General features: G+C 40.8%; 12 protein-coding genes and 1 pseudogene. 2 read left to right on the top strand and 11 right to left on the bottom strand.

The genetic code is table 11. The features are described from left to right. Positions 1-64: IS1 family transposase (locus OGY19_RS16790; RefSeq protein ID WP_071603212.1), on the top strand; the 64-nt coding region annotated here is incomplete at its 5' end. 10 nt (positions 65-74) lie between these two features. Here the strand turns inward: OGY19_RS16790 and OGY19_RS16785 are convergent. From OGY19_RS16785 to OGY19_RS16735, 11 genes and pseudogenes are all read right to left on the bottom strand, one after another. Continuing rightward, positions 75-557: a hypothetical protein gene (locus OGY19_RS16785; protein WP_286596859.1), complete on the bottom strand. Its 483-nt coding sequence runs from the start codon at positions 555-557 to the stop codon at positions 75-77. Between the two features lie 43 nt (positions 558-600). Continuing rightward, positions 601-1,719, bottom strand: coding sequence for a glycosyltransferase family 4 protein (locus OGY19_RS16780; RefSeq protein ID WP_286596858.1), 1,119 nt, complete (start codon positions 1,717-1,719; stop codon positions 601-603). 5 nt (positions 1,720-1,724) lie between these two features. After that, positions 1,725-2,861 (bottom strand): glycosyltransferase family 4 protein, encoded by a 1,137-nt coding sequence (locus OGY19_RS16775; protein WP_286596856.1) that lies wholly within the window; start codon positions 2,859-2,861, stop codon positions 1,725-1,727. Beyond that, positions 2,858-3,757 carry a GDP-mannose 4,6-dehydratase gene (locus OGY19_RS16770; RefSeq protein WP_286596854.1) on the bottom strand — a complete coding sequence of 300 codons (900 nt, stop codon included), beginning with the start codon at positions 3,755-3,757 and terminating at the stop codon, positions 2,858-2,860. The genes OGY19_RS16775 and OGY19_RS16770 overlap by 4 nt, the downstream gene beginning before the upstream one ends. Beyond that, positions 3,757-4,791 (bottom strand): GDP-mannose 4,6-dehydratase, encoded by a 1,035-nt coding sequence (gmd, locus tag OGY19_RS16765; protein ID WP_286596861.1) that lies wholly within the window; start codon positions 4,789-4,791, stop codon positions 3,757-3,759. Before gmd ends, OGY19_RS16770 begins: the two co-directional genes overlap by 1 nt. Before the next feature lie 133 nt (positions 4,792-4,924). Then, on the bottom strand, positions 4,925-7,420 hold the full coding sequence (locus OGY19_RS16760) for a glycosyltransferase family 4 protein (RefSeq protein WP_286596851.1): 2,496 nt from the start codon (positions 7,418-7,420) through the stop codon (positions 4,925-4,927). Positions 7,421-7,430: 10 nt separating this feature from the next. Then, positions 7,431-8,681, bottom strand: coding sequence for a class I SAM-dependent methyltransferase (locus tag OGY19_RS16755; RefSeq protein WP_286596849.1), 1,251 nt, complete (start codon positions 8,679-8,681; stop codon positions 7,431-7,433). After that, positions 8,681-9,895 (bottom strand): ABC transporter ATP-binding protein, encoded by a 1,215-nt coding sequence (locus OGY19_RS16750; RefSeq protein ID WP_119676893.1) that lies wholly within the window; start codon positions 9,893-9,895, stop codon positions 8,681-8,683. The genes OGY19_RS16755 and OGY19_RS16750 overlap by 1 nt, the downstream gene beginning before the upstream one ends. Then, on the bottom strand, positions 9,895-10,689 hold the full coding sequence (locus OGY19_RS16745) for an ABC transporter permease (RefSeq protein ID WP_119676894.1): 795 nt from the start codon (positions 10,687-10,689) through the stop codon (positions 9,895-9,897). Before OGY19_RS16745 ends, OGY19_RS16750 begins: the two co-directional genes overlap by 1 nt. Before the next feature lies 1 nt (position 10,690). Continuing rightward, on the bottom strand, positions 10,691-12,067 hold the full coding sequence (gene cpsG, locus OGY19_RS16740) for a phosphomannomutase CpsG (protein ID WP_286596845.1): 1,377 nt from the start codon (positions 12,065-12,067) through the stop codon (positions 10,691-10,693). Positions 12,068-12,087: 20 nt separating this feature from the next. Further along, positions 12,088-12,741 (bottom strand): annotated as a pseudogene (locus OGY19_RS16735) (cupin domain-containing protein); the annotation flags it as partial. A 30-nt stretch (positions 12,742-12,771) separates the two neighbouring features. Between OGY19_RS16735 and OGY19_RS16730 the strand changes: the two are divergent. Further along, positions 12,772-13,740 carry an IS5-like element IS903B family transposase gene (locus OGY19_RS16730; protein ID WP_000654812.1) on the top strand — a complete coding sequence of 323 codons (969 nt, stop codon included), beginning with the start codon at positions 12,772-12,774 and terminating at the stop codon, positions 13,738-13,740. Positions 13,741-13,796 lie beyond the last annotated feature (56 nt).

Below are 13,796 nucleotides of genomic sequence, written 5' to 3'. Positions count from 1 at the left end.
AAAATCGGTGGAGCTGCATGACAAAGTCATCGGGCATTATCTGAACATAAAACACTATCAATAAGTTGGAGTCATTACCAGAATTGCGTAATACCATCCTTCTTATCTCTTATTGCCAGTAGATATAATGCAAACACTAAAAAAAGCGCATTAACTAATTGAAAAGATTTAAGAGGATTTATATTAAAAATAGATAATACTTTCTCAGCAGCCGCGCTTAAAAGCGGATAAAACCAAAAATGATACCCATAATAAGAGCCATTAATACTTTTAAAAATACCAGTATTAGCTGCATTTCCTTCATTAGCCAAAATACCATTTCTTATGTTTTCTAAATATTGTAAACTATAGCCTGATGACTTATTTATACTAACATCATCCATTCTATCTACTATATCACTTACAGTGATATCAGGAGAAAAATGGTTAACAAACGACTTCGTAATAAGTGAATACTCATAACCATCACCGTTTCTTTGTGGTTTACTTATTACGCTTGCTGCAAGAAGTGTGAGAGATAAAATAAAAAACACTATGTAACTAAATTTTATTGTCATTTTAAACCCTGTTAAAACATAACCACTCAATGTTTCATTTATACTAAATCGAAACAATAAGCGACCTATATAGTTCCGCGTAATCATGCGACATCTTTTCAGATGTGAATATCTCGTTGAAGCGAGAATACGCTTTTAGCCCACATCTATTTGCCAGTTGTTGATCATCATATAACGTCTCCATGGCTTCTCTGAGAGAACGTGAATCATCGGGTGGAATAACTAATCCAGTCTCACCATGTATATTGATGTAAGTTGTGCCAGTGCCAATTTCACAAGAAATTAAAGGCTTTCCAAACATAGCCCCTTCAAGCAAAGTGATACCAAACGCCTCTGAACGTAAATGAGATGGAAAAACAACCGAATAGCAAAGTTGTAGCAATGCAGTTTTGTCTTCGTCGTTTAATGCGCCAACGAAGTGAACATTTGATAAATTAAGTTCTTTAGCTTTTAACTTTAACTCATGTTCAATACCACCACCACCGACAATAACAACTGGTAAGGTTGTAGAATGCACAGCATCTAATAAGGTATGTAACCCTTTATAATAGCGAAATGCGCCAATGAATAAGAAAAATTTATCCCCGACTCTTTTACGCCAATAATTGATTTTTTCATCACTGACGTTTGGATAAGATTTCTTATTTAATCCATAAGGGATTATCTTTACTTTAGATTCAAATTTTTGCAATACGTTACTGGTTTTTGCATAATTGGGAGATGCTGCAACTATAGAATCAACAGAGTTCAGAAAGCGATTCATTAAAGGTGAATAAAGCCGAGAAATGAACTTCTGTTTAACAATATCAGAATGATAGCTCACAACTGTTGGTTTGTTTATTCGGCACAAAAAATGAAGCATATCCATAAAAGGAAATGGATAATGATAATGAATAATATCTGCTTGCTTTGCTAATTCTTTAAATTTCTTAATGCAAGATAGTGAGAATGGTGTTGAGGCTACCTCAAAATTAGTTTTTGCATAAAAAACACGTTGCTCACCAATTGTCTGATTATCAATATCCCCACGTTTGCTTAAAGAAAGTACTGTTGATTCAACATCATATTCAGCCCCAGACTCACTTAGCTGGTAGATAACTTGCTCTATGCCACCAAAAGTATCTGGATAGTATGTTTTATAAAAGTGCAATACTTTCAACATTAATCTTACTTCACCTTTTTATATGCAGCAATCGTTTCAGTTGCACATCGTTTCCATGAAAATTGGCTAACTTGTGATAGCCCACTTTTAGTGGCACTCTGCTGCCATTCCGTATCCGTAAGACTCTTCATAATTAAAGACGTTAGTGTCTCAACATCCATTGCATCACACATTAATGCGCTGCAACCCGCAACTTCAGGTAGTGAAGAGTTATTTGAACAAACAACCGGAGTACCAGAAGCCATCGCCTCTAATACAGGTAGCCCAAATCCTTCATAAATTGATGGAAATAAGAAGCTAACCGCGCCGGCATAAAGCGCAGGTAAATCGCTTGAAGGTGTAAATCCTAAATAACGCAACCAGCCTTCTCGTTCACCTTGCTCAAATCGACGATGCAGAGTATCACTGTTCCACCCTTTGAATCCGCTAATAACGAGAGGTGTTCGTATTCTCAGAGACACTGGCAGACGCGCATAAGCATCCAACAATGTCGTAATATTCTTTCTGGGTTCAATTGAGCCAGTAAATAGTGAATATTTTTTAAATGCAAGATCATACTTTCCGAGAACAGATGTTATATCTTCCTCATTACGAGGTCTAAACTCACTACTGCATGCTAATTTTGCAGTAAAAACGCTGTCTTCAGGAAGATTAAAATAATTAATTAATTCCAATCTGGTGAAATCAGAGTCTGTGATAAACACTGATGCACGCTTTACAGTGTGCAACAGTTCTTTCCGCATATACCGAACTCTTTCAGGAGGATGGCACTGCGGTAACGTAAAAACGGAGAGATCATGGAAAGTGACAACACAACGATCCACACTTGGAGGTAGATAAAAATTGGGTCCATGATAAATAGCATCTTTATGATTTTTTAAAACGTTTGTCTTCAACCATGGAGCTGTGAGCCTATATACTTCCGAAGCCAGCCGACTCTTTTTTATTAAACTTTTAAGCCCTTCTGTTGAAGAGCTATTTTCTTTAGCCACGGGCATTTGATGCGTGAGTCGATGTCCATTTAAAAAAAGCAATTCGGATATTTCTGGAGCATCAGATAAATATTTAGCCAGCTCAAATGCATAACGACCAATACCTGTTAATGGGTATTTTATTGCATCAGTTCCAAATATAACTTTCATTGCTCGCTTACCAACATCCAGCGTAGAGTATCTTCGAGTGGTGGAACATCCCAATCTGGAATAAATGATTGCAGTTTTGACGGATCCCCACTGAGCGTTTTAACTTCATTCGCCCGAACAAAATCAGGATTTACCTGGATGGTAAGATGATGGCCCGTTATTTTCTCACATAACTCAATAACTTTTCTCAATGAGTACGTACGACCAGAGCAGATGTTGATAACCTCACCGACTGGTTTAGCCTGCAATAATTTTACATACGCATTGCTAAGCGCACGAACATCCGTAAAATCACGCCAAACATCAATATTTCCTAACTCTATCGTCGGCGAACGTGATTTGAAATGTTTAACTATTTTTGGCAAAAGGAAATTTTCTGCCTGACCAACGCCAGTGTAGTTAAATGGACGAGTTATGAATACAGGTAGCTTGTCCATCCACAGACGAGACATATACTCCATGGCCAACTTACTGACGGCATAATCGTTCGCAGGATTTGGGGCCGCAGATTCATTCAGTTGCCCAGCAGTACCATTTCCATAAATGTTTGCACTACTGGCGAGAAGCACACCATCCAGGGGTCTGTTAAAGGCACTCAAAGCCTGTAATAAATTACGCGTACCAAGTAAATTAACATTGTAGAAAGCATCGGCATCACCATGCCCAACATACGCGATCGCGGCCAAATGAATAACAACGTTTGGCTGTATCAGTTCAACAATATCCCGCAGCTTCGCAGTGTCCATTAGATCAACCTGATAATAATCAGGTCCATCAGAAGGCATTGCACCAATACCGAATACCCGATATCCGGCAGCGGATAATTCCGCTGCCACATAGCGGCCGGTAAAACCATTAATCCCTGTTATCAGGGCATGTTTGCCGGCACCGAACATCAGAAAGAAAACCCTTGCTGGTTACGACGTAAATCGGCTTCAACCATCATTTGGCATAACTGCTCTAACGAGGTTTTTGGCTCCCAACCCAGAATTTCTTTTGCACGAGCGGGGTTACCAATAAGCAAATCCACTTCAGCAGGACGGAAGAATTTAGGATTTACTCGAACCAATGTTTTTCCAGTTGCTGTATCAATACCAACTTCCTGTTCGTCTTTACCTTCAAAACGTAGGGTAAATCCAGCAGCTTTGAAAGCCATGCTGACAAAGTCGCGCACAGTTTCCGTACGGTTAGTTGCGAGCACAAAGGTATCGGGTCTTTCTGCCTGCAGAATACGCCACATTCCTTCTACATACTCTTTGGCATAACCCCAGTCACGCTTAGCGTCCATATTGCCGAGTTCAAGAACGTCAAGTTTACCAAGCTTAATTTTTGCAACAGAATCAGTGATTTTACGCGTTACAAATTCCTGACCACGTAATGGTGATTCGTGGTTAAACAGGATTCCGCTTGATGCAAAAATATTATAGCTCTCACGGTAGTTCACGGTCATCCAGTGAGCATACAGTTTAGCTACGCCATATGGGCTGCGCGGATAGAATGGAGTATCTTCTTTCTGCGGAACGGCCTGGACCAGACCAAACATTTCAGACGTTGATGCCTGATAAAAACGGATCTGAGGATTAACAATGCGGATGGCTTCAAGTAGGTTAACAGGGCCAATACCGGTGATTTCTGCAGTAGTGACCGGCTGGTCGAATGAAACGCCAACAAAGCTTTGCGCCGCAAGGTTATAAACCTCGGATGCCCCCGTAGTCTGGAGCAAGCGAATGCTGGCAGAAAGGTCGGTTAAATCGTATTCAATCAAGTGCAGGTTAGGGTTTTTCTTAATACCTAATTCTTCGATACGCCAAAAATTAACAGAGCTAGTACGACGATAAGTACCATAGACTTTATAGCCTTTGCCCAGCAGCAACTCAGCCAGGTACGCACCATCTTGCCCAGTAATACCAGTAATAATTGCAGACTTCATCATATTGACCTTTAACTTATACAAATTAAATTTAACAAAAGAAGATTATACCAATCTTTATTCTGCTTATCCAGAACAGTAATATGAGTTCATTTCACGACATATAGCACCATATAAGAACCTCAGCTCGCAGTTATTTTATTAACGGCAGCTTACTCAAAAGTTGTCCAACACTCTGATTCCAGGTCAGCCACTTTACACCATTGGATTTCGGATGTGTATCACGCAAGAAAAGTGAATACCATTCGATAATCGCTTCACTAATTACTGCAGGTTCCTGACCATCGAAATAATATGCATGCGTTTCGACAATCTCACGAAAAACAGGAATATTTCTAATAATAAGAGGTATATTCTTCTGAGCAGCTTCAATTAGCGGGAGCCCAAAACCTTCACCATTTGATGCAAAAATAAGCGCGCAGGATCTGGCATAGATTAAACCCAAATACTCATCGCTTATACCCTGCAACCAGAATAGACGTTTATTCAACTCAGGGCTTTTTTTGATTTCAGTGACAAGAGATTCTACATTCCAACCTTGCTTGCCAATAATACACAGTTGGAAATTATGGCCCTCAGCCCAAAGCTTTTTGAAAGCTTCAAGCGTTTGCTCATGCCCTTTTCTAGGTTCAAGTGTGCCTACCATCAAAAAGGTTGGCACCGCATCCATTTTCTGCAGAAAACTATTTGCAGAATCAGGTATACCTTTACTGGGCATACTACCTTCAAGATCAGCCCCTAAATGAAAACTGTCAACCTGAATATGTGGATTGGTATAATATTCCTGTTTCGATATCCAATCTTTAACTTCAGCAGCGACACTAGCAGAAATGCATATTAGTTGATCGGCATGAGAAGCAATACTTTTCATCCAAACAGGGAAGGCATTTTGTATTCCTATATCGCACCATTCAGGGTGCAAAATCGGTAACATATCATAAACAATAAAGCTAACATGCGCACCAGCTCTTCTTATATCTTCAATTTCAGTCAAAATGGCAGGAAATAAATGAGCAGTTAGGTCCGCAACCAGCAATATATCGTTTCGATTGAATAAGACCGGGCTATCGTCCCCCTTAACACCCGCATTAAAGTTGGCTGCATAAAAGCTATTCGCAAAACGATAGCATTCATCTATTGTGTAATACACAGGATAAATTTCATAGCCATCAACGCGCATAGCAACAAGTTGGTTCAATATACTACGAGAAACTCGTTGAATACCCGTTTTAGCATCATGGTGAATCAACACTGATACATCGACAAGTACTTTCTTCGTATGCTGGGAATAGCAACTTCTAGCTATTGCCCATGCAGTTTTAAGACGATCATGTTCGCTAACTCCTGGAATCTCTTTTATCTTTGTAAGATAATTAGTTATATCGAATGTATTTTTATTTTGCTGCTCGGTTTTATCCACATATTCTCCCATTATGTGAATAGCCCGCTGAGCCGATAAATCCCAAGAAAATTTTCCACTCTGCCTTATCGCATTCGCTTTAAGTTCAGCATAAAACTGAGGATCGGTTAATGCTTTGGTGAGAGTATCGGAGATCGCATCTGGGTTAGTAGGGTCAAACATTGCACTATCCCAACCAATGACCTCTGGTAAGCTGGTAGTATTAGAACCCAGCGTCGCAGCACCACATTTCATTGCCTCTAAAGGAGGGAGACCAAATCCTTCATGTAATGATGGAAAAACGAAAAGTGTACACAAATTATACAGAGCGATCAGGTCATCATCATCCAGGTAGCCTGTAAATATAAGTGAGGATTCTTTAATACCATTAAATCTGGCTAATTTTTTAATTCTCTCTTTATCATCTGCGCTAATTTTATATGCCAGAACAAGGTGATATGTATCTTGCAAATGACGAGGAAGTTTGCTATATGCGATGATAACAGCTTCAATATTCTTTCTGGGTTCTATCATAGCCAAAGATAGTATGAATTTTTCTGGCAAATGAAGTTTCGATGTCAGTGAAGAAATATGTTCATCAGAAATTTCAATCCTTCTAAATTTATCACTAACTCCAGAGGAAATATTAAAAATATTTTCGTCAGAAAAGTTAGCATGAATAATCGCTTCTTTGCGTGACGACTCGGAAATAGCAAGCAAACAAGTTGCATTAGACAACTCAGAAAGTTTGTCCATGTAGAATTGTTCAAGAAAAGAGTCTTGCAGATATGCTTTTTTATTGAGAAAAGGAATCAAATCATAACATATAACAAACGTTTTCCATCTGCAATCTTTCGGTATTGACACTGCAAAATCATCAAAAAAACCTTCAAAAAAACTACTGATAAGCACGATATCAGGAGAAATATTCTCGATTGCAATGTTCCGACACTCTTGAGTTATTCTATTGCGTGAGTGATTATTTTGATCCCGCCATTCAATCGGAGACACCCCAGAAAAAATATAGATATCATTGATCGATAGTATGTCTGCAAATTTTGACTTTACATTATTTATATTATCAACCGGGTATAGTCCGTTTATCAAAAGGCTAACACGATGATTGCCCCGATTTAGTATTATTGACCTGGTTAACTCTAAAGTATACCGTCCAATACCGCGAGTTTTGCTTTCTGACTGTAGTCCCTGAACATCAATTAGAATATGCAAGACGGTACCCTCAGTTATTTTTACTAATCATTCGATAAATTTTTTCAACGCTTTCTGGTATTAAACTTGAATTGTTTAATTGAGCATCAATTCTCATATCCTGAAAAACAGCTGTATTTTCACTATACATTGGCGCAGGAAATATTCGACCGTATATCTTAAAAGCTATCTGATACAGCCCCATTTTATAGAGAATTTTCCGTGTAATGTTTTTCAACCCAGGATTTCTTTGCAGCATCTTGGCTACCGATATTAAGCACCGTTTAATTAAATGCTTGATACGCTGTTTCATTCCATGTTGTCGCAACAAATGAAACTGCAGGCCAAGATAACGATAAGGTTTAGTCATTCGCCATGAACGGCTGTTCTTTAAATCTAATATTTGCTGCTGCAGTTCACGATTTTTCTCTAACTCCCGAGCAAAGACATTTAAGCATTCATTAATATCATGGATTGAACTTGATAGTTTAGATATCTCCACGAATGCCTGCTCAGTTCGTTCACTCTGCTTTTCAATATTTAGATCATAGCGATCACAGAGAGTATTTAATGTTACGCCATACTCTTGGGTGAATAAAGGAGTAAACTTTCCTAATAACTCGGATTCTGCATCTTTTTGCGCGATGATACTATAGTCTGGACTAACTTCTTTTAGCACATCAGACAATTTTACCGCCGCGACACCTAGTCTCAATGCTTCCTTCTCTTGCAAGCGTACCGATATACTTCTCTTAAAGTTATAATACTCAGGCAAGAAATTTAACAATAAAGGAGGAAGTGGGTGATTATGTGTAGGGTCCATATAAAAACTACAGGCACCTACATTCAAATTTTCAGGATTTGGTGTTTCGAGAATAAGCAACCCACCTGGCTTTAATACCCGCCGAGCCTGTTTAATTAGTTGTTGTAAAACATCAAAAGGCAAATGCTCAGCAATATGAAAGCCTGTAATTGCAGCCAACGAATCATCCTGTTGTTGTTCAAGAAACTGCAAACAATCCATTTTTAATACATTGAGGCCAATATCTTTAGCTCTTGCCAACATCCCATCATCAAGATCGACACCGATGTTTTTTATACCATTTTCATTTAGGATCTCTAGCCACTCACCCCGGCCGCATCCAATATCGATAATCGTACAATCAGGATAAATTTCTTTTAACGTTAAAACAAATGGAATATAGAAGCTAAGTAGTTTTTTTATCTCTTCAACTGAACCTCTATATCGTTCTTCAAACGAACGATAAAATCCTGCACCCATTAATGTATCTCCAATTCAGGCGGCAACCAAGCAACACCGACAAATTCATTTTTTTCAATATTAATAACATTGAAAACAACTGCCAGATCGCGCCATTCATAGTTTTTAGTTAGATGTGTGTTGGATGAATGTAAAGCTATTGCGATTGAATAAGATCCAATACCTAAGTTAGCATCAAATGAAAAAATGAATGAACGCTTATCACCTTTTTTTAACAAAGTCAGCGTTTGTTTTAAGTGATGGGTATTAGTTCCATAAACAGGTTGGCCAAGCCGATCTTTTATTACATATCCTACAACGAGCTCGGGAATGTCTTCTTCAACACTGATATTGACTTCCAATCTCACCCTTTTACCAACGGCAATACATTCTGTAATATTCTGATTTTCATCATAGAAATTTACAGATGAGATCGTAACCTCACCAGTCCCAGAAACTGTTTGTGTTTTTCCATTATTTTCAAGCTGCCTGATGGATTGATTTTGTTTATCTGCCAACAATGCGTTGTAAAAATCCATCACGGCTTCAGGTTCGCCTTCCATCTCGATGCGACCTTTATTTAACAATATTGCTCGGTCACAGATACTCTGGATAGCCTGTTTATCGTGGGAAACTAACAATAAAGTCGTACCCATTGCCCGGTATTGTCTGATACGTTCAAAGCTTTTATGTTGGAAATAAGCATCCCCGACGGATAGAGCCTCATCAATAATCAGAACATCAGGCCGGATCGCCGTCGCAACGCTAAATGCAAGTCTGACCTGCATGCCACTAGAGTAGACACGGACAGGTTGATCAATATAATCTCCAATTTCTGCGAATGCTTCAATTTCAGGCATTAATTCAGTTATTTTTTCGGCAGTAATTCCCAATAGCTGGCCTGCCATATAGGCATTCTGTCTGCCGGTAAAATCGGGATGAAAGCCCATACCGAGTTCGAGTAAAGCTGCAACCCGGCCAGAGATTTCGATGTTACCTGTCGTTGGTTTTGTCGTACCGGTAATAAGTTTTAATAGAGTACTTTTACCTGCACCATTGATCCCAATTACGCCTAACGCCTCGCCAGGTGCAACTTCGAAACTAATATCGTTAAGGATCCACTTCAGACTATGACGTGTTATATCAAATGGAGATATCCATTCAATCAAGCGACCGGTTTTAGATTTATATTGTCTGTATGCTTTACCGACATGATTAACTCTGATATGACTCATTATAATTCATCCACCATATCAGCTGCATGTTTGCGAAACATTCGAAAACCCACTATACAAAAAATAACCGCGAGGATTAAAACAGGTAATAGCGAATACCAATTAGGTTGTTGATGGTAAACGAAAATACTTTGATATGCCTGAACCACTCGAGTTAATGGGTTATATAACAGTACCTTTTGCGCCCATCCCGGTAACGAACTTAACAAATATACAATCGGCGTGAACCAGAACCAGAACTGAAGCACAACGCTTACTAATTGTCCAACATCACGGAAGAAAACGTTCATAACGCCGAGAATCATCCCCAAACCAGCTGCAAACATAATTTGCAATAATAGGATTGGAATGACTGCAAGGAATAGCCAACCGGGGAAGTTCCCAGTAAAAATGAGGAATAATATAAATAGACTAAAAATTATTGAAAAATTAAGTATTGCTGAGAATGTAACAATTATGGGCAGACATATCTTAGGGAAATTTATTTTTTTGAGCAGATTGGCATTATTAATAAATACACTCTGCCCTTTATCCATCATTTCCGTGAAAAGCCCCCAGGTCAAAACACCAGAACACAGATAAATGCTGTAAGCAAATGGCCCCGTATTATCGACCATTCTGGCCTTCATCACTTCAGAAAAGACTAAAGTATAAACCAGAATCATTGAAAGCGGCTGGAGTACCAGCCACAATGCACCCAACATACTTGTTTGATACCGAGACTGGAAATCACGTTTTATACTGCTCCAGATAAACCCTCGATAGCGATAAATAGCGGCTAACAAATCTCTCACTTTATTTCCTGCCTAACAGATTTAATAGTTCTTCTGTTTTACTTCCCATCAGTTCGATATTATTCCTAGATTCAACATTTAATCTGACTACAGGCTCAGTATTTGAAGTTCGCAAATTAAAACGCCAGTCTCCATATTCAATACTTACACCATCTGTGATATCGACCTCCAGGGCATCATGCTCATATTTATTGCGAATGAGTTGGATGACGCTTTCTGCATTTTCAAGCTTACGGTTGATTTCACCAGACGCAGGGAATGCGGTCATACGAGCAGAAACTAAATTCGTCAGCGACTGGTTCTTAACACACAGCATCTCAGAAACAAGTAGCCACGGAATCATCCCACTATCGCAATATGCAAAATCGCGGAAGTAGTGATGTGCGCTCATCTCACCACCGTAGATCGCATCCTCCTTACGCATACGCTCTTTGATGAAGGCATGGCCCGTTTTAGACATCACAGGAATGCCACCAGCTTTGGTCACAATATCGATGGTATTCCAGGTCAGACGCGGGTCATGAATAATCTTAGCTCCAGGTTCTTTTTGTAAGAACGCTTCAGCCAACAGTCCTACAATGTAGTAACCTTCGATAAACTGCCCTTCTCCATCAAACAGGAAGCAACGGTCAAAATCGCCGTCAAATGCGATCCCTAAATCTGCGCCATGTTCTTTAACAGCATCGGCAGTGTCTTTGCGGCATTCTGGTAACAGAGGATTAGGGATCCCGTTAGGGAAAGTGCCATCCGACTGGTGATGAACTTTAATAAATGAAACGGGGACATTAGCAGCAACGAAACGTTTTTCAATCGCGTCAATGACATGGCCTGCAGCACCATTGCCAGAGTTAACCACAAGCTTCATTGGACGAGTGAAGTTCGCGAAATCAATGTAGCCCATTAAGTGATCGACATAAGCGTCAATGATAGAAATCTTCTTGTAGCTGCCGCGCAGTTGGGCATCAACAGGCGCGAAATTATTTTCTTCGGCTAAACGCTGCACATCGCGTAGTCCTGTGTCACCACTGATAGGTTTCGCATTTTCGCGAACCAGTTTCATTCCGTTATAATCCATCGGATTATGGCTGGCGGTAACTTCGATGCCGCCATCTACACCAAGATGGAAAGTTGCAAAATAGATCTCTTCAGTCCCGCTTAAACCAATATCGAGGATATCGGTACCCGCATCCATTAGACCATTCGCTAATGCCAACTTCAGGCTCTCGCTGGTTAAGCGAACGTCACCGCCCACCACGATTGTTTTAGGCTTGAGGAATTCACCGTATGCGCGACCAATTCGATACGCAATATCTTCATTTAATTCTTCGCCTAATTTTCCGCGAATATCATAGGCTTTAAAACAAGTCAGCTTAGACATAGATCTTTTTACCTTAAAAATTAGCAACGACCATACTGGTCTTTAATACGAATAATGTCATCATCCCCTAAATACGAGCCAGATTGGATCTCAAGCAGTTCCAATGGAATCTTGCCTGGGTTTTCCAGTCGATGTTGTGCTCCGATGGGAATAAAGGTTGATTGGTTTTCAGTCAGCAGGAATTTTTGATCTTTAATCGTCACTTCACCCGTGCCAGAAAGCACAACCCAGTGTTCTGTCCGGTGATGATGCATCTGCATCGAAAACGCTGCACCCGGTTTAACCGTGATCCGATTTACATTAAAACGCTCGGTCTGTACCACCACATCGCATCGCCCCCACGGACGGTATATTTCCCGGTGACGCTTATATTCACTGCGATGATTAGCTTTAAGATACTCAACAACTTTCTTAACATCCTGCACCTGATCTTTATCAACGACCAGTACAGCATCTTTGGTATTAATGATCACCAGATTATCGACACCGATAGCTGCGACCAATTTTTCATCAGTGTTGATATAGCAGTTATTTGCGTTGTGCATGAAGGTATCGCCCGTCAGGACATTACCTTTTTTATCTTTAGGGCTCACTTCCCATAGTGCCGACCAGGAACCCACGTCACTCCAGTCTGCATCAAGCCCAACGACAACAGCGTCTGTCGTTTTCTCCGGCTTTGTTGAATAAATCGAACTTTTGCTGAGTTGAAGGATCAGATCACGTATCTTCCCGACAACGCAGACCGTTCCGTGGCAAAGCAAAAGTTCAAAATCACCAACTGGCCCACCTACAATAAAGCCCTCATCAACCGTGGCTCCATAACTTTCTGGCTGGATGATGAAGCTATTCAGGCCTGGTATGAGTCAGCAACACCTTCTTCACGAGGCAGACCTCAGCGCTATTCTGACCTTGCCATCACTACTGTGCTGGTCATTAAACGCGTATTCAGGCTGACCCTGCGGGCTGCGCAGGGCTTTATTGATTCCATTTTTTCTCTGATGAACGTTCCGCTACGCTGCCCGGATTACAGCTGTGTCAGCAGGCGGGCAAAGTCGGTTAATGTCAGTTTCAAAACGCCCACCCGGGGTGAAATCGCACACCTGGTAATTGATTCCACCGGGCTGAAGGTCTTCGGTGAAGGCGAGTGGAAAGTCAAAAAGCATGGCCAGGAACGCCGCCGTATCTGGCGTAAGCTGCATCTCGCCGTTGACAGTAAAACACATGAAATCATCTGCGCTGACCTGTCGCTGAACAACGTTACGGACTCAGAGGCCTTCCCCGGGTTAATCCGGCAAACCCACCGGAAAATCAGGTCAGCCGCCGCCGATGGCGCTTACGATACCCGGCTATGTCACGATGAACTGCGGCGTAAGAAAATCAGCGCGCTTATCCCTCCCCGAAAAGGTGCGGGTTACTGGCCCGGTGAATATGCAGACCGTAACCGTGCAGTGGCTAATCAGCGAATGACCGGGAGTAATGCGCGGTGGAAATGGACAACAGATTACAACCGTCGCTCGATAGCGGAAACGGCGATGTACCGGGTAAAACAGCTGTTCGGGGGTTCACTGACGCTGCGTGACTACGATGGTCAGGTTGCGGAGGCTATGGCCCTGGTACGAGCGCTGAACAAAATGACGAAAGCAGGTATGCCTGAAAGCGTGCGTATTGCCTGAAAACACAACCCGCTACGGGGGAGACTTACCCGAAATCTGATTTATTCAACAAAGCC

It is taken from the genome of Citrobacter sp. Cy070, assembly GCF_030332245.1.
GTDB classification, from domain to species: Bacteria; Pseudomonadota; Gammaproteobacteria; order Enterobacterales; family Enterobacteriaceae; genus Citrobacter; species Citrobacter youngae.
Note: the sequence above shows the minus strand (reverse complement) of the source record. Positions and strands in the feature narration are given on the sequence as shown.